Source organism: Kitasatospora sp. MAP12-44, from assembly GCF_029892095.1.
Taxonomy (GTDB): domain Bacteria; phylum Actinomycetota; class Actinomycetes; order Streptomycetales; family Streptomycetaceae; genus Kitasatospora.
In genome coordinates this window covers 1,502,706-1,527,414 of sequence record NZ_JARZAE010000004.1, presented here as the reverse complement: position 1 = coordinate 1,527,414, position 24,709 = coordinate 1,502,706, and the positions used below count along the sequence as shown (strand labels likewise).

Here is a 24,709-nt window from a genome sequence, read left to right as displayed (position 1 = left end):
CACCGAGTTGTCAACCCGGCTAGCCTGAACAGCGGGCCGGGTGCGCAGAAACGACCACGGGGGTGCGCACGGACCGGCCGACGACGCAATGGGGGGTTCCACATGTCCAGAATCATCACCACCGCCATGCCCGCGCACGGGCACACCGCGCCACTGCTGGCGATCACCGCCGACCTGGTCGCACGCGGGCACGAGGTGGTCTTCCTCGGCGGGGCGCGGTTCGCCGAGGCCGCCGAGCAGACCGGGGCGCGGTTCGTCGCCCTGCCGCCGGAGGCGGACTTCGACGACCGCCGGATCAACGACCACTTCCCGGGCCGGGCCGAACTGCCGCCCGGGCCGCAGCGGATGGTCTTCGATGCTCGGCACATCTTCATCGACCCGGTCCCCGCGCAGTACCGGGCGCTGCGCGCGCTGCTGGCCGAGTTCCCGGCCACGGTCGTGCTCGGCGACTGCTTCTTCCACGGCGCGGTGGCCCTGGCACTGGCCCACCCGCGCGGCGAGCGGCCGGCCGTGGTGAGCATCGGGGTGGCCCCGCCGATGCTGCAGAGCGTCGACACCGCACCCTTCGGGCTCGCCCTGCCGCCCCAGGCAGGACCGGAAGGGCTGGCCCGCAACCGCGAGTTGAACGCCGAGGCGGTGCGGCGCGGCGAGCCGCTCCGGCGGTACGCGGCCGAGGTCTTCGCCGGTGTCGGGGCTGAACTGCCGCCGGGGTCACGGGCGGACGCCGCCGTGACCGGGCCCGACCACTACCTGCAGCTGACCGTCCCGGGGTTCGACTACCCGCGCAGCGACGCGCCGGCCTCGCTGCGGTACATCGGCGCGCTGCCGCTGCCGAGCCGGGGCGAGGCGGAACTGCCGGTGTGGTGGCCGGACTTGAAGGAGGACCGGCCGGTCGTGGTGGTCACCCAGGGCACCCTGGCCAACGACGACCTGACCGAGCTGCTGGTCCCCGCGGTGCGGGCGCTGGCCGACCGCCCCGACCTGCTGGTGGTCGCCGCCACCGTCCGCCCGGACGGTCCCGAGCTGCTGGCCGAGGCGCTCGGCGGCCTGCCGGCCAACGTCCGGGCCGCCGGCTACCTGCCGTTCGACCGGCTGCTGCCGCACGCCGATGTGCTGATCAGCAACGGCGGCTACGGCGGCGTCCACACGGCGCTGGCCTTCGGGGTGCCGCTGGTGGTCGCCGGCGGCAGCGAGGACAAGCCCGAGGTGGCCGCCCGGGTGGCCTGGCGCGGCGTCGGCATCGACCTGCGCACCGGACGTCCGGGCGAACCGGAGCTGCGCGAGGCCGTCGACCGGGTCCTGGCCGACCCGACCTACCGCGCCAACGCCGCCGACCTGGCCGCCGAACTCGCGGCCCACCAGCCGCTGACGGCGATCGCCGAACTGGTCGACTCACTCGGCTGACCGAGGCGGGCACCCGCCGCCGCTGCCCGCTGCCACCGGCGGTGGTGGCGGCGGCGAGGGGCCCGAGCAGGGTGGAGCTGATGCATCGACCCTGGCCACGACCGTGTTCCGCGCACTGTGGAGGCGAGGAAAACGCGGTGTCACCTCGTCGGCGCAATCAGATAATCTGCGGCTGCCGATCGAGCGATCTCGCGCTGTTCGGCCGCTGGAAGGAAACTCGTGTCCAACCTCTCGTTGCTGACGCCTGCCGCGATCGCGTTCGCGGTGGTCCTGCGTGCCGCCTCGAAGCGCCGTGCGTCCCCGAGCTCGCCCGCCGCGCGTCCCGCTGGGCCGGCGCCGGTCTCGCTCGACCACGACCACGGCGACCCGGAACTCACCGCGCTGCGCACGGCGGTGACGCGCGGGGACTGGGACGGCGTCGCCGCGGTCCTGCAGCCGTGCCGGGACCGGGGGGACCACGCCCGGCTGACCTCGCTGGTCACCTGCGTCCAGGACATGCCCGGCAACCTCCTGCTGGACATCGGGCGCAGCCGGTCCGATGACCCGCTGGCGCGGACCGTCTCCGGGGCACGGCACGTCGCGTGGGCGTGGGAGGCGCGGTCCCGTGCGCAGGCCTCGCGGGTCAGCCGGGAGCAGTTCGACCTGTTCCACGAGCGGTTGCGCGGCGCCGAGGAGCACCTGTACGCCGCCGTCGAGCTGGACCCGGACTCCGCCGCCCCCTGGACCTTCCTGACCACCGCGTCCCGAGGGCTCGAGCACGGGCACGACGTGACGCGGCGACGGTTCGAGGCCGGGGTACGCCGGGCGCCGACGCACGTGGCGCTGCACTCGGCGCTGCTCCAGCAGGTGTGCGCGAAGTGGAGCGGCTCCCACGAGGAGATGCACGGCTTCGCCCGGGAGTCGCTGGCGAAGGCCCCGCCCGGCAGCGGCCTAGGCATGCTGACCGCGGAGGCACACATCGAGCACTGGCTCGACCTGCCCTCGCCGGACGATGCCGCCTACATGCGCAGCCCCGAGGTGGTCGAGGAGCTCCGGCAGGCCGCGGCCGCGTCCGTGCTGCACCCGGACTACTCGCCCACCGAGTCGCCGTACCCCGCGCTCAACACCTTCGCCCTGGCGTTCTGGCTGGCAGGCGACCTGGCGAGCGCCCGGCAGCTGTTCGAGCGCATCGGTGACCACGCGACCCGCTTTCCCTGGGCCTACTGCGGCAACCCCGGTCAGGTGTTCGCCAAGGCGCGCCAGGAATGCAAGAAGGCCAAGCCGGCCAAGACGGCGAAGTAGGAGAGAAGCCCAAGTGACCACCAACCAGCCGGGCCACACGTTCCAGGTCGACCTGCGCGGCCTCGTCGACCTGCTCTCCCACCACCTCTACTCCTCTCCCAGGGTCTACCTGCGGGAGCTGATGCAGAACGCCGTCGACGCGATCACGGCGCGCCGACTGCTCGACCCCACCGCCCCCGCACGGATCACGATCCGCACCGGCGTGGACGGCGGCATCACCGTCGAGGACTCCGGGGTGGGGCTCACCGAGGCCGACGTCCACACCTTCCTGGCCACGATCGGCCGCTCCTCCAAGCGCAACGCCGCAGGGGACCTCGACCTCGCGGCCGAACGGGCCGACTTCATCGGCCAGTTCGGCATCGGCCTGCTCGCCTGCTTCGTCGTCGCCGACGAGATCCGGGTGGTCTCGCGCAGCGCCAAGGAGCCGAACGCGTCCGCCGTCGAGTGGCGCGGCCAGAGCGACGGCACGTACAGCATCCGGACGCTGCCCGCCGGTTCGGTCGCGCGGCCCGGAACGACGGTCACGCTGAGCCCGCGGGCCGACGGCAGCGAGTGGCTGGAGCCCGGCACGGTCCTGCAACTGGCCAAGCACTTCGGGTCGTTGCTGAAGTACGAGGTCGAGGTCGTGGACCGCCACGGCGATGTGAGCCGGGTGAACGACACGCCGCCGGTGTGGGAGCGTTCGTACCGCTCGCCCGCCGCCCGCCGCGAGGCGCTGGCCGCGTACGGCAAGGCCGTCTTCGACTTCACCCCGCTGGACACCATCGACCTGGACATCCCGCTGGTCGGGCTCAAGGGCGTGGCCTGCGTGCTGCCGACACCCGCGCACCCGACCAGGCGATCCGGCCACCGGGTGCACCTCAAGGGCATGCTGCTGTCCGACCAGGCCACCGAACTGGTCCCGGACTGGGCCTTCTTCGTGGCCTGCGTGGTGGACACCACCGGTCTGCGCCCCACCGCGTCGCGCGAGGCGCTGTACGCGGACGAGACGCTGGCCGCCGTCCGCGACGCGATCGGCGAGCGCGTGCGGCAGTGGCTGACCGAACTGGCCGCCTCCGACCTGGCACTGCTGCGGCGCTTCCTGGACGTCCACCACCTGGCCGTCAAGGCGATGGCCCGGTACGACGACGAACTGCTCGCCCTGCTGCTGCCGTGGCTGCCGTTCGAGACCACGGACGGCACGGTCAGCCTGGACGAGTTCTCCCGCGCGCACCCGGTGGTGCTGGTGACCCAGACCGTGGAGGAGTTCCGGCAGGTCGCGCCGATCGCCGCCGCCGCCGGACTCGGCGTGGTCAACGGCGGCTACGTCTACGACCGCGAACTGGTGCACCAGCTCCCGCGGGTCCGGCCCGGGACCACCGTGACCGACCTGGACCCGGAGACCGTCACCGCGCACCTCGACAGCGTCGACCCGGCCGCTGAGCTGGCCGCCGCGCCGTTCCTGGCCCGCGCCCGCGTGGTCGCGGACCGGCTCGACACCGACGTGACGCTGCGCGCCTTCCAGCCCGTCGGCGTGCCCGCGATGCTGGTGGACAACCGGGAGGCGCGGCACGAGCGCCGCCGAGCGGAGCTGTCCGCCGGGGCGGACGACCTGTGGGCCGGTATCCTCGGTTCGCTCAACTCGTCCGCGCCGCGCGCCCAGTTGATCCTCAACTACCTCAACCCGCTGATCCGCAAGCTGTCCGAGCTGGCGGCCACGGCGGACCCGCAGCTGTCCGAGACGGCGATCGAGGCGTTGTACGGCCAGGCGCTGCTGCTCTCCAGGCGGCCGCTGCGTCCCTCGGACCACGCGCTGCTCAACCGCTCGTTCCTCGGCCTGCTCGAATTCGCGGCCCAGGCGGCCGGCACCAACAAGGAGGAGTCGCGGTGACGACCACACCCAGCACTCGCGACGAGTTCTTCGCGGCGCTGCACGAGAACCAGAACCGGCCCAAGGGGCGGGCCACCGCGGCGATCGCGGAGGAACTCGTCGACGCCGCCGAGGGATTCGGCGACCCCGAGGTTACCGTCTCCACCCTGGTCGAGCTGATGCGCGCCTACTACGGCAGCGGGGAGGTGGTGAAGTTCCCCGTCGCCTTCGCCCGGCTGCTGCAGCTGTGGGACGCGGACCAGAAGACGTTCGACGAGCACGAGGCCCACCGGCTGTTCTGGTACTTCAAGTGGGTCGCCTCCGGCCTGCTGTCCACGCCCGACGTGCCGCTGGCGTCCATCCGCGGCTGGATCGCCGAGATGCGGCGCCGCTACCAGGCCGCCGGGCACGACCTGCAGCCGGTCCACGCCCAGGAGTACCACCTGGCAGCGCAGTTGGGCGAGAACGAGCAGCTGGCCTACGAGTTGTGGGCGACCCGGGGCCGCACGGGGTTCAGCGACTGCGCGGCCTGCGAGGCCAGGCAGCGGGCCGTCCACCACCTCCGTCGCGGCGAGGACGAGCGCGGGCTCGCGGAGCTGCAGCCGACCTTCGACGGCAACCACACCTGCGATGACGAGCCGCACAGCAGCCAGGCCCTGGCCCTGCTGCCGCTGCTGCGGCTCGGGCGGTTCGACGAGGCCCGTGCCGCACACCTCACCGGCTACCGCAAGGTCCGCGGCCAGGAGGCCGAGCTCGTCCCGCTCGGCCGGCACCTGATGTTCTGTGCGCTGACCGGCAACGAGGCCCGCGGCCTGGAACTGCTGGCGCAGAACCGCGCGTCGTTCGGGTTCATGGGCGCACCGGCCGACCGCCTGCAGTTCCTCACCGCCGTCGAGGCGCTGCTGTCGCGGCTGGTCGAGACCGGGCACGGCGCGCTGCCGTGCCCGGGACCGCTGGGAACGGAGTGGACCGCGGCGGCGCTGCGGGACGACGTCGCGGTGCAGGCCGGCGAGCTGGCAGCGCGCTTCGACGCCCGCAACGGCAACGACACGGTCTCCACCCGGCGCCAGGAGCAGCTGGCCCTGCGTCCGCTGGTGGCACAGCTCAACCTGGGCGTGCAGACCTCGGTCCTGGCCCGGCCCACCGAGGCCGCGGCCACCGATGCTCCGTCGACCGACACCTCGTCCTCCGGCGTCCCCGCCGCGGGCTCGACGGAGCTGCCCGAGGACTTCGCCGAACTCCTCGCCGAGGCACGCCGCCTGGACCGCAGCGGCCACCCCCGGGGGAAGGCGCTGTGGGACGCGGTCATCGAGCGCGCCGAGGGCGCGGACGCTGCGGCCGCCGACGAGTTCGTCCGCGGCGAGATCGCCTCGGAGCTGGCGCAGCGCGCCGCGCAGCGCGACGACTGGGCCGCCTGTGCCGCGCGCCTCGGCGAGGCGGTGGAGCTCTACGCGAAGGCCGGGCAGGAGGCCTGGAAGATCGCCGCCGAGGCGCGGGTCGCCTGGTGTGCCACAGTGCGCGAGGACGACGACGCCGCTGCCGTAGCCGCGGCCGAGGCGGCCTGGCCGCTCCTCGACGAGCTGCTGCCCCGCGTCGAGGCGCTCCCGGCGGACGGCCTGGACACCGAGGAGCAGCGCCGCGAACTGCTGAGCCGGCAGCTGGTGGTGCGGCACTGCCGCGTCTTCACCGCCCGGCACGCCATGCGCCACGCCACCGGGCCGGAGCAGCACGCCCGGTGGAGCGGGACGTTCACCACGGAGGCGCAGGGCCTGATCGACTGGGGTGCCGAGGACGGCTTGACCCAGACCGCGGTGGTCCACGAGGTGCTCGCCGAGTTCCGGTCCACCCACGGCGCCGCGGTCGAGGGCGAGGCCAACGCACGCCGCGCCGTCGAGATCTTCGAGGAGCAGGACTGGCGGTGGCGGATACCTCGGGCCCGGCTGCTGCTGGCGCTGGCGCTCGGCGAGCAGGACCGCCACGCCGAGGCGATGGGCGAACTCGAACGAGCCCTTGCGCAGGCCCCGGCGGACCTCCCCGCCGAGGAGCTGACCCCGCTGCACCGGATGCTCGGCGGCATGGCGCTGAGCACCCGGCAGTACCAGACGGCCGTGCGCGCTCTCTCGGAGGCGGCGGCCCGGTTGGACCGCGAGGGCCAGGCGCTGGACGCCCGGGGCACCCGACTCCAACTGGGCCGGGCGCTGTGCGCGCAGGGCTCGGTCGGCGACGGCGTGGCCGTCCTGGAGTCGCTGCTCGACCCGGCAGGACCGGCCGGACAGGCAGAACCGGCCGGACCCGGCGCACCGGAGCACGCGGACGGAGCCGGCACGGACCGGGAACCGTCGCAGTCCGAGCAGTTGACCGCCCAGATCCGGGCCGATCTGGCCGGCGCCCTGCTCTCGCTGGGCGAGCCTCGGGACGCCGCGGTGCAGTACCTGCACCTGGCGGACATCGCCGAAAGGTGGCCGGAGAAGGGGCTGCTGACCTCCGCGGCGGCCGGAGCCGCGGGCGCGTTGGCGCTGGCGGGCAACTGGGACGGCGCGAAGGCGGCCCTGGAGCGCGCGCTCGAGTCCAACCGCGCGGCGCCGGCCCTGCCGGACCTCACCGATGCCCTGCGCACCCTCGCGGTCGAAGCGGTCGACGCACGCGGTGCAGACGCTGCGGGCGAGGCGCTCGGCTACCTGGCCGAGGCCGATCGGTTGCGCGAGGAGTTCCCGGACGCCGCGCGCGAGCAGTTCCGCAGCGTGGACGTCGACCTCGCGCAATGCCTGCACATCCGCGGCCGGGTGCACGCCGCCACGGGCCGGTCGGAGGAGGCGCTGGCAGCGTTCGAGCAGACCATCGCCGTCTACGACCGCGCGGGGCACGCGACGAGCCCGCCGCGCTTCGAAGCGCTGAGGATGGCCGCTCTGATGGAGGGCCGGGCGCTGGAGCGCACCACGGCGGCACGGATCCGCCTGGACAAGGCCGCCGCCGAAGCGGACGCAGCCGGCCTGCCGGAGGCCGCATCCACCCTGCGCCGCCTGCGGAACGGCTTGCAGTAACACAGGGCAGCTCAGTCCAGGCGGTGGCGCAGTTCGGGCTCGTCGCGGTGGCCGAGGGCCTCCATCAGGGCCAGGGCGGAACGAAGGTGGGCGAGGCCCTGCGCGGTGCGCCCGGTGGCGAGCAGGGTGTCGCCGAGGTAGCGCAGGCTCTCGGCCTCGTGGATCCGGTCGCCGATCGACTGGGCGGCGCTTACCGCCTCGGTGAAGGCGGCCAGTGCCTGTTCGTGCTCGCCCAAGCCGAGTTGGGCCCTTCCGAGGCCCTGCAGCACGGGGGGCAGGGCATAGGACATCCCGTGCTCCCGCGCGACAGCCAGGCTCTCCTGGTTGCGCGTGACGGCTTCGGCATGGGAGCCGAGCTGGTGGAGGACGCCGGCGAGGTGGTTGAGCGTGGAGGCGATCCCGAAGGGGTTGCTGCTCTTCTCCCGGGCGGTGAGGGCCTGTTCGTGGGTCGCCACGGCCTCGAGCAGTCGTCCCTGCTGTTCGAGGGCTCTGGCCTTGAGGTCGAGCATCGTTCCGATGCGGCGCTGGTCGTCCAGGTCCTCGAAGATCTGCAGCGCCTCGTCGCAGTACCGGTGGGTGTCGTCGTACCGGGCGGTGTGCAGGTGGACGGCGGCCAGCCCCACCAGCACCCGCCCGACGCACTCCGGGCCGAGGGAGCGTCGTGCGCTGTCCAGGGCGGTGAGGTGCGCCGTGATGGACTCGGACCAGTACATCCCCTGCTCGAAGAAGGGCATCAGCAGGACGGTGGCCTGCCAGACGAACCGGTCGTCCTGCTCGTCCTCCAGTTGGGCGGCCCGGTGGATGAGCGCGAGCAGGTTCGGGTGCTCCCGGGTGCACCAGGCCAGGGCGTCGGCGCGGTCCTCGAACACGGCGGGCAGGGCGGTCGGTTCGGGCAGGGCGGTCGGCAGGGCGGTCGGCTGGGGGCGTGGCAGATAGGGGGCGACGAGGGCGATGGCCGCGTCGAGCGCGCGCAGGTACCAGGCCATGGCTCCCCGCAGCTGTTGCGGCTCGGGAGGGGAGGCGGCGGCGTGCTCGGCGGCGTACAGGCGCACCAGGTCGTGCAGGTGGTAGCGGGGGCCCGTGCGGACCAGGAGCAGGTTCCGGTCCGCCAACCGGCTCAGGGCGTCCTGCGCCGCGGTGTCGGACACCCCGAGCGCCGAGGCTGCGGCCGGGGCGACGATGTCGGAGCCGGGCCAGCCGCCGAGCAGCAGGAAGGTGCGCAGGGCCAGCGGGTCCGCACGCAGCAGGTCGAGGCTGGTGTCCAGGGTGACCCGGACGGACAGGTCCTCGGTGACGAGACCGTCCAGGCGCCGGGCCGCGTCAGCGAGTCCGCGGGTGATCGAGAGGGGATCGCTGCCGGGGGCGGCGAGGCGGGCGGCCATGATGCGGATGGCCAGCGGGAGCCCGCCGCAGTGGTCGAGGATCGCGCTGACGGTCTCCGCGGCGGGGCGGACGGCTTCGGCGGCGGTACGGCCGCGCACACCCCCCAGGAGTTCCCGGCCCTCGGCCGCGGGCAGCGGCGACAGCACCAGGTGCCGGGCTCCCTCGATGCCACCGAGGAACTGACGACTCGTCACCAGTACCGCGCAGGAGGATCCCGCGGGAAGCAGGGGCCGGATCTGCGGGGTGTCCCGTGCGTCGTCCAGCACGATGAGCAGGGCCCGGTCCGCGACCAGGGAACGGAAGAGGGCGGCCTGCTCGTCCAGATCGGCCGGCATCCCGGCGGTCGGGCCCTGCAGGGCGCGCAGGATCCGGGCCAGTAGTGCGGTGGGTGCTTCGGGGGTCCGCTCGGTGCCCTTGAGGGAGAGGAAGAGCTGTCCGTCCGGGTAGTACGCACGGACCAGGTGCGCACAATGGGTGACCAGCGCGGTCTTGCCGATGCCGCCCATCCCGGAGACCGCGACGACCGGTGGTGCGGTGACCGGGTGAGCCTCGGTGCGCATCCGCCCGAGCAGGCCGCGGATCACCGACACCTCCTCCCGACGGCCGACGAAGTCGCCTACGTCACGGGGGAGTTGGGACGGCGGCGAAAGCACGGCCCGAGTCGCTCCGGCGCTCTGCCCGGTTGCGGGGCCGGACGGTCCGCCCGGTGCTGTACCGGGTGCTGCGCCCGGTTCCGGCGGGAGCCGGAGCGCTCTGCTGAGCAGTGTCACCGAGCCCCGCCGGGGTTGGGAGCGACCCGACTCCAGGGCCCTGATGGCCCGGACGCTCACGCCCGAGCGCTCGGACAGCTCCTCCTGGGTCAGCCCGAGTTCCGCCCTGGTCTCCCGCACCAGTTTCCCGAATGACACGACTGCCCGCCCCTGCTAGCCCGCCTGCGTGCCGGTCAGGCTACCCGACCGGCACAACTGCCGGTTCTGCACCGGAAACAGCCGCCGCAACCGCCTGTCACCCACGGACTCCCACTGGTTGATTGGAGCCATGCCCGGGAAGGGCCGGCCGCACTGATGGGCCGACAGGGGTCGGAACGACTCCTGTGTCTTGCTTCTAGGAGAGAACATGCACAAGAGGATGCGCAGGATCGCCGCCGTCGCGGTACCGGTCCTGTTCGCGGGTGCGGCTGTCGTCGGGTCCACGGGCACCGCGAACGCCATCGGCGCCCCGAACCCCACCAAGTGCTCGTCCGCCAAGGGCGTGCAGGTCTGCTGGTGGAGCGGTACCGCCACTGCGCAGATCTGCGACACGGCGGCCGACGGCAACACGCCCTACATGTGGGCCTACTCGACGATCCCGACCGAGCGGAAGTACGTGGCGGTCGGCTACGACGGGTTCGGGAACAACTCCTGCACCTGGGCCTATCCCCCGAGTGACTTCGACAACGGGGGCCTGATCAGCTTCGTGGCCGTCAATGAGACGGCGAGCGGCACGAAGCTGAGCCCCACGGGCCCTACCGTGACGGTCGCCTGGTAGGTCGGGGCAGCGCCTGGGTGCAGGCGTTCGCCGGGCCGCTTTCGCCGGCCCGGCGCCGCTACGGGGGTGCGGCGCCGGGCAGCTCACACCTGCAGGTGGAGTGGTTGAGAGCGGCCCCCTCGGCTACGTCCTACTCCTCCGGCTCCCAGGCGCGGAGCAGGTCGAGCAGCCCTGCGTCTCCGTCAACGTGCAAGGAGTCGGCCGGGATGCGGTCGTACAAGTAGAGGACCAACTCACTGGCCGTGCCATGGACGGAGGCGCCGGCTGCGTCCGAGTCCTCGCCGGTCGCGGCGGTGGGCGCGGGGATGCGGGTGGTGCGTGCGCCGTCGCCGTCGACCGTGAGGCGCCAGGAGCGGCCCTCGGCGGCGTGGAAGTCGAAGGCCGTGGGCTTGTGCGGCCAGGCGCTGGGCGTCGCGCAGACGGTGAACAGGAACTCCTCCACACCGTCGAGTGCCACCTCGACCGGCAGCGGCTGCGGGGCGCCCCCGGTGAGCTGGGCGTCGTAGGTGTGCGCCGCGGTCTCCTGGGCCCGGTGCCGGGCGACTCCGCCGGAGGTCCGCGGCGTCTGCAGGGCACTCCACCACGCCCAGCAGCCGGCGTCCGGGCCCGCCTCCCGCAGGGCGCTCAGCAGCAGCTGCGTCGACGCGGTCAGCCAGGCCAGCAGGGCCTCACGCTCCCGCGGCACTTCCAGGGCGGCGCGCGCAGCGGTGGCCTCGGCCGGGGGAGCGTCGGCAGGCCCCGCGCCGACGATGGCGGCCCAGAAGCGGTCTCCCCCACCCAGGTGCTTCACCAGGTCGAACAGTGTCCACTCGGGGCAGGTCGGCACCTGTACGTCGAGACTGGGCGCGGCGGCGACCGCGGCGCGGAAGGCGGTCGACCGTTCATCGATCAGTCGCAGCAGGTCAGGGAGCTCAAGAGTCTTTTCCACGCCGGATGTCTATCACCTGGCTCCGGTCATAGGACAGCGATTTTCGCAGTCGCTGCCTGATCTCGCGCCCCGGCGGGAGCGAATCCCGCCGGGGCGCTCAGCCTTCTCAACTACAGCTTGCACAAGGTCAGTTGATGCTCCAGTGCTGGAGCGCCGAGCCGGTGTCGGCCTGCTGGGTGACCAGCGAGCCGTCGGCGGTGGAGGCGGTGGTCAGCAGCAGACCGCTCTTCTGGGAGGTGAGGGTGTTTCCGCCGCTCACCGCGGTCACCAGCCAGCGCTGGTTGGTGCCGCCGGTGCAGGTCCACTGGATGACCTGGGCACCGGCGGAGGTGGAGCCGCCGCTGACGTCCAGGCAGAGGCCCGACTGGCCGTTGGTGATCTGGTAGGAGCCGTCGGGCTGCTGGGTGAAGACCCAGTTCTGGTTGCTGCCGCCGTTGGCGGCCCAGGTGATGAGTTGGGTGCCGGCGGTGACGGAGTGGTTGGGGTCGTCCAGCGCCTGGCCCGCGATGGTCAGCGTGTGGGTGCCGTTCAGGGCAGGGGTGACCGACCAGGTGAAGGTGGTCGAGGTGGAGGCGGTGCCCGACGAGGCGGTGACCGTGACCTTCGTGGTCCCGGCCGTGGTGGGTGTGCCGGAGACCAGGCCGGAGGGGCTGATCGACAGGCCCGCCGGGAGCGTGGTCGCGCTGAAGGTGAGCGCCTTGCCGGCCGAGTCGGTACCGGTCAGCTGGAGCGAGAGCGCGCTGCCGGCCTTGCTGGACTGGTTGCCCGGGTTGACCACCGTGACGGTCTCGGCCGCGGTGCCGGTGGGCGTGAAGGTGAGGGTCTGCTCGGCGGCTGTGCGCGCACCGCCGACCGCACTGCCCGTGGTGTCGGTCCAGCTGCGGGTGGGAGTGGTCTCGGCGAGGCGGCTGCTGTCCGAGGAGAGTCCGAGCACCAGGCCGCTGTACCGGTTGACCAGGCGGAAGCCGCCCGCCGTCGAGCTGCCGGCCGTCGAGCTTCCGGGCAGCAGGAACCACTGCTGGCCCACCGACGGGCCGCCCGAACCCGCCGCCGTGACAGTCGGCTTGGCACCCCAGGCGCGGCCGGCGGTGTGGGCGGAGTCGACGCCCAGCAGCTTCCTGGTACCGGAGTTGACGACCTGGTAGGAGCCGTCGCCGTTCGCTGTGAAGTTCCAGCCCTCCAGGGCCGATCCGGTGGGCGCGGCCAGCGAAGTGGTGGCGGAGCCGCCGGAGGCCTGGGCGAGGACTCGGCCGCCTGCGCTGGCGATCCGGTAGGTCTTGCTGGTGTCCACCGGCGCGGCCGGGGACGGGGAGTCGATGGTGATGCTGGTGTACTCGCCGTTGGAGCCGTTCGCGCAGGACCAGGCGCAGTAGGAGCGGAAGGTCTTGCCCACGACGGTGTTGTTCGTCCGGTTGGCGCCGTCCAGGAACCAGCGGTACCAGGAGGCGGTGTGGTAGCTGCCGGTGTCGCCGAGCAGGGACCACTTCTGGGTGGCGAGGTCGGCGGTGGCGTAGAACTGCTGCGGCGCCGAGCCGCTCTGGTCGACACCCTGCGGCTCGCCGATGTACAGGCCCAGGTAGGCGTCGTAGGTGACGTCCATGACGAACAGCGGTGAGGTGGCCGGCATCTGACCGGCCGCGATCTGCTGCTCGGCGGTCCCGGTGTTCGCCGGGTTGTACTCGGCCGAGGGCGGGGTGTAGCCGGTGCTGTTGGAGGAGTCGACGGGCACCATGTTGCTTTCCAGGCCGCCCTGGCCGGGCTGGGACCAGGAGCCGTCGTACCACTTCTGCCAGGAGCCGGGAGCCATCTTCGAGGCGATCGGCGCGCGCGCCGCGTGCTCGTAGAAGGCCTTCCAGCCACCGCTCTTGTCGATCACGCGGGAGCCGTAGAAGACGTAGAAGTAGCCGGAGGCGGTGTCCACGAACAGCCGCTGGTCACCGTCGCCGTAGTAGTAGGTCTGGCCGGGGAACTGCGTGGTGTCGCCGCGCTGGGTGCTGTACGGCGAGGTGATGGCGTGGTCCTTGATGGTCCAGGTGTGGCCCTGGTCGGTGGAGACCGCGTAGTCGATGGCGTCGTAGTGCAGGCCGTCGTTGAACGGCGAGGGGGTGAACTCGTTGTGCACCAGGCCGTACCAGTCGCCGGTGTCGGGGTCGACCCAGGTGCCGACCAGGTCGCAGTAGTTCTTCTGGGCGTAGCTGGTGTTGCCCACCGAGTAGGTCGCGTCCAGGCCGGTGGGGCTGTTGTTGCAGCGCCAGGTGGTGTCGTTGTTCTTGTCGTCGGCGTTGGCGGGGTTGACCGCGTTGTCCAGCGAGCTGTCCGCGGTGGCGGAGTCGAAGTCGCTGCCGGTGAAGAAGCTCCAGGAGCGGTTGTCGGTGGCGCCGTAGAGGGCGTCGGACTCCTGGTAGTGGAAGGTGCCGTCCTTGTCGAGGTACGGCGCGGCCGGGCTGTCGGAGATGTTGCCGAACGGCACGGGCGTGCCGACGCTGACGCCGTACCCGGTGCTGGACACGCCGGTGGAAGTGCCGGCGGGTGCGGCGGCCGCCGGGCCGGCGGCGAGGCCGGCCAGGCTCAGGGCCGCGCTGGTGAGGAGCGCGACCAGGGCGGTGCGGGGTGGGGGAAACACGGATTCTCCTTAGGGTGGAGTCAGTGCCAGTCCACGACCAGCCAGCCGCGGTGCGGCAGGTCCTGGTCGAGGCTCAGCCCGCTGCGGTGCTCGGTGATGCGGGCCGAGGTCGGGGGGAGGAGCGGGGCCAGCAGGGTGGCGCCGGGGGCCTCGGGAGCGGCCGGCAGCGCGATCCGCGGCCGGGCCGGGTCGGCGCTGCCGTTGGCCACGGCGAGCAGCCAGCCGCGCTCGGAGTGGGACAGGTGCGGAATCAGGTGGGGGCCGCCGCTCACCAGGGGCAGGGTGGGTCGCTCGCCCTCCAGGAAGCGGACCATGGCGTGCAGCAGGCGCTGGCCGTCGTCGTCGTACGGCAGCAGCTGGGGTGCGGTCGCGGCCAGCACCGCGACGCGGCCGCCGAGTTCGTTGCGGAACACGAACCGGCCCGGTCCCCAGTACTTCTGACTCGACGTCAGAATGCTGGTCCAGGGCTCGGCCCCGGGGGCGAGGGACAGCAGGGCCAGCGCCGGTTGGACGTTGACGCTCAGGTACGCGTCCTCCCGCGCCACGTGTTCCAGCGCGTACGGGCCGGCCGGGTCGGCGCTCTCGCGCTCGACGAGCTCGCATCTGGTGATCCCCAGCAGGTGGCCGAAGCCCCGCCGGGTGAGCACCTCGGCGGCCGTTCCGTCCAGCAGCAGTCCGCCCGCCAGCATCCGCTCGACCTCGGAGTCCTCGAAGGCCCAGGCGAGTTGGCCGAAGACCGCCTGCACGGGGGCGTGGTCGGCGGTGACCGGGACGCCGTAGCGCAGCAGATGGTCGGCGGCGGGGCCGGCGTCGACGGCGAGTTCGGCGAGTTCGCCACCGGTCCTGGTGCGCACGTGCGCGGCCGCGTGCCGGGGGACCGGCAGGCCGACCCCGTGGGTGCGTGGTGAGCGCGGCTGGCGCTGCGCGACCCAGTCGAGGGCGGGGCGGGTGCGGCGCAGCAGGTCGGCGACGCGCGGGAAGCGCTGGGCGCGGCCGGACTGCATGGGGTGGACGTTGAGGAACATCGCGTCGGATCCGGCGAGTTGGGCGGTGACCAGCTCGGACCAGCTCTGGGTGTCGGACTTGGACCAGGCGGTGTGCGGCCAGTTCTCGATCTCGGGTTCGCTGGTGGCGTGCGCCGGTCGCAGGGCCCGCTGGGCCTCCAGCATCCAGACGGAGAAGCTGAGTTCGCGTCCGGGTGCGTCACCGTAGCGGGCGAAGTGCGGGCGGTGGGCGACCCGGCCGTCGATGCTCAGCGCCTGGAACAGGGCCGGCCAGTCGCGGCCCTCCACCGAGTGGACGCCGAGTTCGGAGCTCATCAGGCCGAGCTGGACGCGTCCGCCGGACTGGGCGCCGACCGCATCGGCGACCAGCTCGGCGGTCTCCAACTGGGCGGTGCGCCAGACCTGTTGCAGCAGCGCTCGCCAGGGGTGGGGTTCCCCCGGGGAGGTGATGGCGGTCACCAGCCGCTCACGGGAGACCCGCCGTCCGACCACCGCCGCGAACCGGTCCAGCATCAGCGGTTCGAAGCCGCCGCCCCAGTGCAGTGGGGCGTGGTTGTGGTAGCGGAAGTCGTCCTCCAGCCACAGGACCCGCAGGTCCAGGGTGGCGTAGCGGGCGTACTGGCCGGCCAGCCAGCTGCGCCAGCGCGGGCAGGCGAAGGAGGCCTGGGCGGCGGCGGCGGTGCCCTGGGGGTCGACCATGGGGGCGAAGCCGAGCCGGTCGGCGCGGCCGCGGTCGGCGTGGCCTGCGGTGACCCAGGGGTTGAGGCTGACGTCGAGGCCGGCCTCGCGCAGGATCGCGGTCGCGGTCGCCGCGGTCTCGAACAGGAGGTCCTCGGCGGGGCCGGTCGGGTGGCCCGTGTAGAACTCCTCGGCGCCGAGCAGCAGCACCACCTCGTCGACGCCGGCCTCGCCGCAGAACTTGGCCAGCTCCCTCGCGTGTTGGGCGGCTTCCGGGGTGGGGTGGAGCTGGAAGCGCAGGTGGTACCTCGCGGACACGCGGGGGCTCCTCACTTGGTGCTGCCGGCGGTCAGGCCGGAGCGCCAGAAGCGTTGCAGGGACAGGAAGAGGACGACCAGCGGGATCGCGGAGATCGCGGCTGCGGTGATCACGATGTTGAACGGCACGGCGCTGGGCCCGATCCCGCGTTGGGCCTGCCAGCCGACGATGCCGACGGTGACCGGCTGGAGGTGGTCGTTGGCCAGCATCAGCACCGGCAGCAGGTAGTTGGTCCAGATCGCGACGAACTGGAAGAGGAAGATGGTCACCAGGGCCGGGGACATCACCCGCAGCGCGATGGTGGCGAAGATCCGGAACTCGCCGGCGCCGTCGATCCGTCCGGCCTCGATGATCTCGTCGGGGACCGAGGAGCCGGCGTAGATCCGGGCCAGGTAGACGCCGAACGGGCTGACCATGCTGGGTAGCAGCACCGCCCAGTAGGTGTTGACCAGGTGGATCTGCGAGAACATCAGGTAGAGCGGCACGGCGAGCAGCGGCTGCGGGACCAGCACCGCGGCGAGGATCGAGTTGAAGGTCAACTCACGGCCGCGGAAGCGGTACTTGGCCAGGGTGTAGCCGGCCAGCGCGGCGATCAGGGTGCTGACCGTCGCGCCGCCGACGGCGTAGAGCGCGCTGTTGGCCAGCCACTGCCAGTAGATGCCGCCCTGCTGGGCGAAGACCTGGTGGACGTTGTCGAAGAGCGCGAAGCGGGCGAACCAGAATCCGTTGCCGCTGAACAGGTCGGCGTTGGTCTTGGTGGAGGAGACCAGCAGCCACCAGACCGGTGCCAGGAAGTAGACCGAGGTGATCAGCAGGACGCCCAGGATCAGCCAGCGGGAGAGTGATTGACGGATGGTCACAGAGCGGCTCCCTTGCGCTGGACCAGCTTGAGGAAGCCGAAGGACAGGACGAAGGCGAGCAGCGCGAGGATCACCGATTCGGCCGCGGCGGCGTTGAAGTTGTTGGCGTTCACGGCGTCGTAGGCGGCGTAGATGGGGGTGTAGGTGCTGGGCAGGTTGGGGGCGACGTTGTGCAGGATGGCGGGCTCGTTGTAGAGCTGGGCGGTGCCGATGATGGAGAAGACGGTGGTCAGCACCAGTGCCGGGCGGACCAGCGGCACCTTGATCCGCCAGGCGATGCCGAAGGCCGAGCAGCCGTCCATGGTGGCCGCCTCGCTCAGCTCGGCGGGGATGGCCTGCAGGGCGGAGTAGATGATCAGCATGTTGTAGCCGGTCCAGCCCCAGGTCAGCATGTTGCCGATGGTGGGCGCCAGCATGGCGTTCGAGGTCAGGTCCAGGTGCAGGCCGAGGTGGCGGGCGGCGGCGCTGATCGGGCTCAGCCCGGGTGCGACGAGGTAGGACCACATGATGGCGCCGACCACGCCGGGCAGCGCGTAGGGCAGGAAGAAGGCCAGTCGGAAGAACCGCTTGAAGAGCGTCGTCTTCGCGTCAAGCAGCAGCGCCAGGCCGAGCGCGAACAGCAGCATCAGCGGCACCTGCACCAGGCCGATCAGCAGCACCCGCAGCAGCGAGCCGCGGAAGTCCGCATCGCCCAGTGCGGTGGCGTAGTTGGACAGCCCAGCGAAGACCTGGGTGGGTGCGGTCAGGCCCAGACCCGAGCGGTGCATCCGGAACAGGCTCTGGTAGACGGTGTAGCCGATCGGGGCCAGGTAGAGCGCCGCGAACGGCACCAGGAACGGGGCCAGGAAGAGGGCGACGGGACGCCCTCGCCTGCGGCGACCGGGGCGGGCGGCGCCGGTGGCCTTGCTCCTGCCGGCTGCCCGCTCGCGCAGAGCGGTGGTCATGGATGTACTGCCTTTCCGGGGGGCGAGCGCGGGGCGGACGCGGGGGCGGGCGCGGTGGTTCGACGGCCGGTCAGCTGCCCGAGACGCTCAGGCCCTGCTGCTTCATGCCGGCCACCGTCTTGGTCTGCACGCCGGCGAGCATGTTCGCCAGCGTGGTGCCGCCGGTGCCGGCCTGGCCGAGACCGTCACCGAGGTCGGTGGAGGTCTGGGTCATGGTCGGGCCCCACTGCCAGTCGGTGTTGATGTGCGAGGTCTCGGCCTTGAACACGTCGAAGATGGTCTGTCCGCCGTAGAAGGGGTCCGGTGCGGAGAGCGTCGCGTTGGACAGGCCCGAGGTGGCGGCCGGATAGATGCCGGTGACCTTGATCAGGTTGCTGACACTGTCCGCGTCGGTGCTCATCCAAGTGGCGAACTCGGTGGCCTCCTTGGCGTGGCCGCAGCCCTTGAGGATCGCGGTGGCGGAGCCGCCGTCGTTCCCGTACACCGGGTTGGCGGCGTCCCAGACCGGCATCGGTGCGACGGCCCACTGGCCCGCGCCGTCCTTGACGCTGCTGGCGATGATCGGCGCGTCCCAGACCGCGTTGACGTCGGAGAGCACCTTGCCGGCGGCCATGTCGCTGTAGAGCGAGGGGTCGTAGCTCGGGTCGGTCTTGAGCAGCTTCTTGTCCAGCAGGCCCTGCCAGTAGCCAGCCACCTTCTGGTTGCCGGCGCTGTTGACGCTCACCTGCCACTGGTCGCCGGACGTGCCGAACCAGCCCGCGCCGGCCTGCCAGGCCAGGCCCGCGTAGTTGTAGGCGTCGTTGCCGAAGTCGCCGAGGTAGACGCTCGGGTCGGCGGCGTGCACCTTGGCGGCGTCGGCCGCGTACTCGTCCCAGGTGACCGGCGCGGTGGTGATGCCGTACTTGGCGAACAGGTCCTTGCGGTACATCAGCGCCATCGGCGCGGTGTCCACCGGGATGCCGTAGGTCTGGCCGCCGATCGTCACCTGCTTCCAGGTCCAGTGGGCGAACTGCGCCTGGGCGGTGGCGGCGAACTTCGTCACGTCCGTCAGCGCGCCGGCGGCGGCGAAGCTGGGCAGCGTCTCGTAGCCGACCTGCGCCAGGCAGGGGGCGTTGCCCGCCTTGGCAGCGGTGAGCATCTTCGTGTAGCCGCCCTTGGAGCCGGAGGCGGTCTTGTCGAAGGTGACCTGGATGTTCGGGTGGGTCCGGTTGAACGCGGCCACCGACTGGTCGTAACCCGGCGCCCAGCCCCAGAAGTCCAGCTTCACGACGCCGCCGGAGGAGCCGGCCGCAGCCGCCGAGTCGTTCGCACCGGAGCCGCTGGAGGAGCAGCCGCTGGCGACCATCGCAGCGGCGAGGGCCACGGTGGCGGCGGCCAGGGAGCGGGATCTTGCCTTCACGGACGTCTCCTGGAGTTTCGTGGGGGGAGCGGCACTGTTTCGATCAGGTTCGATCAAAAACCGAGCATGGCGGATTCGTTCGGCTATTGTTTGAACTAACTCTGGGCAAGTCAATAGGCTGGTCTGCACGGATGAGAGGAGTCCTGGTGAAACAGGCGCTGCAGGGCACGGGCGTACGCGAGCTGGCCATGGCACGCCCGGCCGTCGCGCGGGACCGGTCCGCGTCCCGGCGGGCGAACCTGAGCATGGTGCTGCGGCTGCTGCGCGACGAGGGCCCGCGCTCCCGGGCCCGGATCGCCGAGGACACCGGCCTGCCCAAAGCCACGGTCTCCCACCTGATCGCCGAACTGCTCGACGGCGGCCTGGTCCGGGAGGGCGAGGCCGAACGCGACCGAAGCGCGGTGGGCCGGCCCGGCCAAGCGGTCGACGTGGACGGCAGCGGCGTCCACGGACTGGGCGCCGAGCTCAACGTGGACTACATCAGCCTGCTCGCCCTCAACCTGCGCGGCGAGGTCACCTTCGAGCGCCGCACACCGCTGGACGTACGCGCACTCGGCCCCGAGACGGCACTGGACGCGGTGGCCCAGCTGGCCGCCGAAGGGATGGCCGCAGTACGCGGCGCGGGCGGCCGCATCGTCGGCATCACCCTGGCCACCCCCGGCGCCGTCGACATGGACGCGGGGGTCGTCAAGTACGCGTCCAACATCGGCTGGCGCGAAGTCCCGGCGCTCGCCGGCCTGCACGAGCGGCTCGGCCCCGACACCCCGCAGCTGCATCTGGAGAACGACGCCAAGCTCGGCGCCCTGGCCGAATACGTGTCGGCCTCCGCCGACAACGTGCGCGACCTGGTCTACGTCACCGGCCAGACCGGCGTGGGCGTCGGCATCATCGCCGGCGGCCAACTCCTGCGCGGCACCGGCGGATACGCGGGCGAGGTCGGGCACCTGCGCCTGGTCCCCTCGGACGAGCCCTGCGCCTGCGGGCGGCGCGGCTGCTGGGAGACCATGGTCGGGCGGGAGGCGCTGCTGCGCTACGCCGCCGACCCGGCGGACCTGGTCCGCGACCCGACGATCGACCTCGGCCGGCGCCTGGCCGAGCTGCGCAACCGCGCGCACGCCGGCGACTCGCGCACCCTGGAGGCGCTCAGCCGGATCGCCGACCACCTGGCGCCCGGCCTCGCCCTGCTGGCGGACATCCTCAACCCCCGACTCCTGGTGCTGGGCGGCCACTTCGCCTACTTCGGCGAGCACCTGATCGACGCGGTGACCGCTCAGGTGCACCAGCAGGTGATGGCCCCCGACGCCGGCGGCAGCGAGATCGTCCTCTCCCGCCTCGGCCTGGCGAGCACAGCGCAGGGCGGCGCGCTGCTGGCACTGGACGCTGTGTACCAGGACCCGACGGCGGCGATGACGGGCACGTAGGCCTGCCACCGCCAAAGCCCTTCAGGCTCGGGCGCGGAGCTACGGGCGGGTGAAGGTCAGATGGGTGATGCCGCTGGGTGTCGTCACCGACTCGACCTGAAACCGCTGCTCCAGCCCTTCCAGCCCGTCCCACAGCCGCTCACCGCGGCCCAGGACGATCGGGACGAGCACGCTGAAGTTGTGCACTCGAACACGCGACATGACACTCACGTCCCTCACCCGGACTCCATGGTCGAACCGAGCCTAGACGCGCCCACTGACGTTGAGCCCCGCGCCACAACGTGGCGCCCGCCCCGACCAAGGTCGGGGCGGGCGCCGCTGTTCCCGGTGGCCGTCAGCCCGAGATCGCGCAGCCGCCGGCCGCGTTGCTCCAGGTCGGCTGCATCGCGAAGGAGCCGGTGGGCAGCGATACGGCGGCGAGGTTCTGCCAGGCGCAGAGGTCGCCGTCCTCCTCGCCGTCCGAGGCCACCCAGCCGCTGGACGGCTGCGGGTCGGTCATCGTCTCGGCGTACTCGTGGCCCTCGACGATGCTGAACCCGTCGAGCTGGCTCGACACCGAGCCCGCGCCGCAGCCGGAGCCCGCGTCGAGCACGTACGGCATGTTGGTGTACGAGACGTTGCCGTCGTAGTCGTGCCAGGCGCAGAAGCCGGAGTTGGGGAACCCGTCGGGCTGGGTGCCGCTCGGGCTCATCACGACGATCTGCACGTCCGGGCCGGAGACCCCGAAGTGCGCGGCGCCCGCGTCCGCCTCTGCGGCGATGTCGGCCTGGGCCGCCGAGCCGGGCGCCGCCGAGGAGTCGTCCACCCAGGTGCCGCCGAGCACCGGGCCGCCGAAGGACGGGCCGGAGCCGGAGTTGTCGGTGTACTGCGAGGTGACGGTGGACCAGTTGTCCTGCGAGGTGCCCAGGCCGTTGAACAGGTTGGTCTCGTACTGCTGGACGCCGTTGGAGTCGCTGTCCCACTGGTTGCCCCAGAAGACGAGGTAGACCGACACCTGATGTTGGACCGGGCCACCGTTGTAGCTCAGGTTGCCTGCGGCGGCCGGTGCGGTGCGGCTGGTGTGCGCGGTCCACTTGGCGCCCTTGGCACCCTTCATCGGGACCACGCCGTGCCGGCCGTGGGTCTGCACATGGACGAGCTTGCCGTGCGAGAGCACGACGTGGTTCGCGGCGCCGAGGTCGGCGGCGGCCGGGGCCGCGGTGCTGGTGGTGGCGGTGCCGACCAGGCCGGCCAGGGCCAGTGCGGCCACGGCGGCGGTGTTGCGCAGCTTCCAGGACCGGCCGCGGCTGGTGGCGGTGGTGGCGGGGGTACGGTCTTCGCGCGAGTTGCGCATACCGAGCTCCTTTTGATGCTGTGGGGGACAAAAGGGGCCTTGCTGCCCGGTCCGGGTCCGGTCGAGGTCGTCGATCGGGGAAGGCGGGCCCGGCGATGGGGGGTGCCGGGCCGGGCGCCGTCGGGGCCGCTTGACCGATGCTCATCAAAGCGTATGAGAAGATCCTCAACAAGCTCTCAGGAAGCAACAGTTGGGAGATTTGACGAACCGTTGACCTAAGCGGCCAGTCGCTGGTCAGGGCCGGTGGCGGCCCGCGATCCCGGCCGGATCCGCATGGCCCGAGGTTGGGCGGCCTGCGCGGTTGCTGGGAGCGGGCTGGGAGTACGGCCGCGCGCGCCGCCGTCTCTCCGGCCTATTTCCGTGCCTGGTAGCAGAGTTCGGGCCGTCCGACCTGTCCGTAGCGTGGTTCGCGGACAGCCAGGCCGGTGTCCACCAGGTGTTCCAGGTAGCGGCGCGCGGTGATCCGCGAGACGCCCGCCGCCGCGCCCGCGGCGGCGGCCGAGAGGCTACCGTCCGCCTCCCGCAACACCGTTGCGACGGCCTCCAGGGTGGGCGCGCTCAGGCCCTTCGGCAGGGTGTTGCGCTCGGAGGTCCGCAGCACGGCGAAGGCCTGGTCCACCTCGTCCTGCCCGGTGGCCTCGCCGGCCCGGGCCAGCGACTCGCGGTAGCGGGCGTAGCGGTCCAGGCGCTCGTGCAGGGTGGCGGCGGCGAACGGCTTGAGCAGGTACTGCACCACGCCCGCCGAGACCGCCTGGCGGACCGTCGCCAGCTCGCGGGCCGAGGTCACGGCGATGATGTCGGTGCTGTGCCCGGCGGCCCGCAGGGTGCGGCAGAGCTGGAGGCCGTGGCCGTCCGGCAGGTGGAGGTCGAGCAGGGTGAGGTCCACCGGTCGGCCCGCGGCCCGGGCGCTCTCCAGGAAGCGCAGTGCCTCGGCCGCCGAGTGCGCCGTACCGGCGGTTCGAAAGCCCGGCGCGCGGCTGACGTGCAGCGCGTGAGCCTCAGCCGCCACCGGGTCGTCCTCGACCACCAGCACGTCGATCGTCGCGGGCCGGGTCACCGCAGCGCCCCCGTAGGTTGCAGGGGGAGCCGGACCGTCAGTACGGCTCCCCGCTCACGTCCGACCTCCACGGCGCCGCCGTTGCGGCGGGCCGCCTGGGCGACCAGCGCGAGGCCGAGGCCGTGCCCACGCGCCTGCTTGGTGGACCAGCCGCGCCGGAACACCTCGTCCACCTCGCCCGGCTCGATCCCCGCTCCGGTGTCGGCGACCCGCAGCAGCAGCCGGCCGGCCTCGATCCGCGCGGTCACCGTCACCTCGGGCGGCCCCGGGTGCGCGGCGGAGTTGGCGATCGCGGCGTCCATGGCGTTGTCGATCAGGTTGCCGAGTATCGTCACCAGGTCGCGGGCGGGCAGCTCGGGCGGCAGGACGCCGTCGTCGATGCGGCTGTCCTCGGTGAGCGTCAACTCCACGCCGCGCTCGGCCGCTTCGGCGGTCTTGCCGAGCAGCAGGGCGGCCAGCACCGGTTCGCTGACGGCGGCCACCACGCGGTCGGTGAGTCGTTGGGCGAGTTCGAGTTCGGCGGTGGCGAACTCCACGGCCTCGCGGTAGCGGCCCAGTTCGACCAGGACGACCACCGCGTGCAGCCGGTTCGCTGCCTCGTGAGCCTGCGCGCCGAGCGCCTCGGAGAAGCCCCGGACGGAGTCCAACTCGCCGTTCAGTGACTGAAGTTCAGTGTGGTCGCGCAGTGTGACCACGGTGCCGAGGCCGGGTCCGGGGCCGATTGGCGAGGTGTTGAGAACCACCACGCGGTCCGCCGTGAGGTGCAGCTCGTCATGCGCCGGATCGGCGTCCAGCACCGACCGGGTCAGCGCCTCGGGCAGCGCGAGGTCGGCGAACTGCCGTCCCTCCGCCGGGCCTTCGAGGCCGAGCAGCTCGCGGGCCGCGTCGTTGCAGAGCAGCACCGTGCCTGCCCGGTCGAGCAGGATCAGGCCCTCCCGGACCGAGTGCAGCGTCGCCTGGTGGTAGTCGTAGAGGTGGCTCAGCTCGGTGGCGCCCATGCCGTGGGTGTGCCGGCGCAGCCGCGCGTTGGCCAGGTAGCTGCCGAGGCCGCCGAGCGCGAGCGCGGCCAGCGCGACCCCGGCCAGCATGAGCAGCGGGCCGTGCAGCTGCCGGCTGATCGACTGCACCCTGATGCCGACGCTGACCAGCGCGATCACCCGCCCCCGGTCGTCCTGGACCGGGGTGACCACCCGCACCGACCGGCCGAGGGTGCCGGTGTAGGTCTCCCGGACGGTCCCGCCGGCCAGCGCCTGCTCGATGTGGCCGAGGAAGGGCCGGCCGATCTGCGCCGGGTCGGGATGGGTCCAGCGCACCCCGTGCGTGTCCATCACCGTGACGAAGGCGACGCCCGCGTCCGCGCACACCCGCTGCGCGTAGGGCTGGAGCACCGCGGTGGGGTCCGGTCCGGTGACGGCCTGCCGGACGGTGGGGGAGTCCGCGACCGCGTACGCGGTGGCGGAGACCTGGCCGAAGGCCGCGTCCTGGGCGCGCTCGGCGACCGTCAGGTACGCCAGGACCGCGCTGCCGGCGACCACGGCGGCGACGATCACGATCTGGACGGCGAAGAGCCGCCCGGCCAGGCTGCGCGGCAGTCGACGGATGGGCATGCCAGCCAGTGTGCCCCCGTCGTGAACTCCGCCAACTCCGCCGTGAACTCTA

16 protein-coding genes and 1 pseudogene are annotated in these 24,709 nt (G+C 72.4%); 6 read left to right on the top strand and 11 right to left on the bottom strand.

The features are described from left to right. Positions 1–102 precede the first annotated feature (102 nt). The 4 genes from P3T34_RS07410 to P3T34_RS07395 all read left to right on the top strand — a co-directional run bounded on the left by P3T34_RS07410 (position 103) and on the right by P3T34_RS07395 (position 7,575). Positions 103–1,404, top strand: a complete 1,302-nt coding sequence (locus P3T34_RS07410; RefSeq protein WP_280665186.1) for a nucleotide disphospho-sugar-binding domain-containing protein — start codon at positions 103–105, stop codon at positions 1,402–1,404. 219 nt (positions 1,405–1,623) lie between these two features. Beyond that, positions 1,624–2,685, top strand: a complete 1,062-nt coding sequence (locus P3T34_RS07405) for a hypothetical protein (protein WP_280665185.1) — start codon at positions 1,624–1,626, stop codon at positions 2,683–2,685. A gap of 13 nt (positions 2,686–2,698) precedes the next feature. Then, complete coding sequence (locus P3T34_RS07400; RefSeq protein ID WP_280665184.1) at positions 2,699–4,555, top strand: HSP90 family protein; 1,857 nt, start codon at positions 2,699–2,701, stop codon at positions 4,553–4,555. After that, a complete protein-coding gene (locus P3T34_RS07395; protein ID WP_280665183.1) occupies positions 4,552–7,575 on the top strand; it encodes a hypothetical protein in 3,024 nt (1,007 codons plus the stop codon). Before P3T34_RS07400 ends, P3T34_RS07395 begins: the two co-directional genes overlap by 4 nt. Positions 7,576–7,586: 11 nt before the next feature. Here the strand turns inward: P3T34_RS07395 and P3T34_RS07390 are convergent, their stop codons facing one another. Further along, positions 7,587–9,611 (bottom strand): tetratricopeptide repeat protein, encoded by a 2,025-nt coding sequence (locus P3T34_RS07390; RefSeq protein WP_280665182.1) that lies wholly within the window; start codon positions 9,609–9,611, stop codon positions 7,587–7,589. 463 nt (positions 9,612–10,074) lie between these two features. Between P3T34_RS07390 and P3T34_RS07385 the strand changes: the two genes are divergently transcribed. Then, entirely contained in the window at positions 10,075–10,485 is a 411-nt protein-coding gene (locus tag P3T34_RS07385) for a hypothetical protein (protein ID WP_280665181.1), read from the top strand. 130 nt (positions 10,486–10,615) lie between these two features. On the opposite strand, the gene P3T34_RS07380 is transcribed toward P3T34_RS07385, so the two are convergent. The 6 genes from P3T34_RS07380 to P3T34_RS07355 all read right to left on the bottom strand — a co-directional run bounded on the left by P3T34_RS07380 (position 10,616) and on the right by P3T34_RS07355 (position 19,239). Beyond that, positions 10,616–11,413 carry a maleylpyruvate isomerase family mycothiol-dependent enzyme gene (locus P3T34_RS07380; protein WP_280665180.1) on the bottom strand — a complete coding sequence of 266 codons (798 nt, stop codon included), beginning with the start codon at positions 11,411–11,413 and terminating at the stop codon, positions 10,616–10,618. A gap of 127 nt (positions 11,414–11,540) precedes the next feature. Continuing rightward, positions 11,541–14,036, bottom strand: a complete 2,496-nt coding sequence (locus P3T34_RS07375; RefSeq protein ID WP_280665179.1) for an RICIN domain-containing protein — start codon at positions 14,034–14,036, stop codon at positions 11,541–11,543. Positions 14,037–14,056: 20 nt separating this feature from the next. Continuing rightward, positions 14,057–16,036 (bottom strand): hypothetical protein, encoded by a 1,980-nt coding sequence (locus P3T34_RS07370; protein WP_280665178.1) that lies wholly within the window; start codon positions 16,034–16,036, stop codon positions 14,057–14,059. Between the two features lie 11 nt (positions 16,037–16,047). Continuing rightward, a complete protein-coding gene (locus tag P3T34_RS07365) occupies positions 16,048–16,896 on the bottom strand; it encodes a carbohydrate ABC transporter permease (protein ID WP_280665177.1) in 849 nt (282 codons plus the stop codon). Next, positions 16,893–17,840, bottom strand: a complete 948-nt coding sequence (locus tag P3T34_RS07360; protein WP_280665176.1) for a sugar ABC transporter permease — start codon at positions 17,838–17,840, stop codon at positions 16,893–16,895. The genes P3T34_RS07365 and P3T34_RS07360 overlap by 4 nt, the downstream gene beginning before the upstream one ends. Before the next feature lie 70 nt (positions 17,841–17,910). Beyond that, positions 17,911–19,239 (bottom strand): extracellular solute-binding protein, encoded by a 1,329-nt coding sequence (locus P3T34_RS07355; protein ID WP_280665175.1) that lies wholly within the window; start codon positions 19,237–19,239, stop codon positions 17,911–17,913. Positions 19,240–19,385: 146 nt separating this feature from the next. On the opposite strand from P3T34_RS07355, the gene P3T34_RS07350 reads away from it, so the two are divergent. Further along, complete coding sequence (locus P3T34_RS07350; RefSeq protein WP_280665174.1) at positions 19,386–20,660, top strand: ROK family transcriptional regulator; 1,275 nt, start codon at positions 19,386–19,388, stop codon at positions 20,658–20,660. A 39-nt stretch (positions 20,661–20,699) separates the two neighbouring features. On the opposite strand, the pseudogene P3T34_RS07345 reads toward P3T34_RS07350, so the two are convergent. The 4 genes and pseudogenes from P3T34_RS07345 to P3T34_RS07330 all read right to left on the bottom strand — a co-directional run. Further along, positions 20,700–20,828, bottom strand: a pseudogene (locus P3T34_RS07345) (dihydrofolate reductase); the annotation flags it as partial. Between the two features lie 166 nt (positions 20,829–20,994). After that, complete coding sequence (locus P3T34_RS07340) at positions 20,995–21,993, bottom strand: hypothetical protein (RefSeq protein WP_280665172.1); 999 nt, start codon at positions 21,991–21,993, stop codon at positions 20,995–20,997. Between the two features lie 352 nt (positions 21,994–22,345). After that, positions 22,346–23,050 carry a response regulator gene (locus P3T34_RS07335; protein ID WP_280665171.1) on the bottom strand — a complete coding sequence of 235 codons (705 nt, stop codon included), beginning with the start codon at positions 23,048–23,050 and terminating at the stop codon, positions 22,346–22,348. Then, positions 23,047–24,657, bottom strand: coding sequence for a sensor histidine kinase (locus tag P3T34_RS07330; protein ID WP_280665170.1), 1,611 nt, complete (start codon positions 24,655–24,657; stop codon positions 23,047–23,049). Before P3T34_RS07330 ends, P3T34_RS07335 begins: the two co-directional genes overlap by 4 nt. Positions 24,658–24,709 lie beyond the last annotated feature (52 nt).

Coding starts and splice junctions, on each gene's coding strand:
- P3T34_RS07410 (WP_280665186.1), top strand. CDS start 103: ATGTCCAGAATCATCACCACCGCCATGCCCGCGCACGGGCACACCGCG.
- P3T34_RS07385 (WP_280665181.1), top strand. CDS start 10,075: ATGCACAAGAGGATGCGCAGGATCGCCGCCGTCGCGGTACCGGTCCTG.
- P3T34_RS07360 (WP_280665176.1), bottom strand. CDS start 17,840: ATGACCACCGCTCTGCGCGAGCGGGCAGCCGGCAGGAGCAAGGCCACC.
- P3T34_RS07340 (WP_280665172.1), bottom strand. CDS start 21,993: ATGCGCAACTCGCGCGAAGACCGTACCCCCGCCACCACCGCCACCAGC.
- P3T34_RS07330 (WP_280665170.1), bottom strand. CDS start 24,657: ATGCCCATCCGTCGACTGCCGCGCAGCCTGGCCGGGCGGCTCTTCGCC.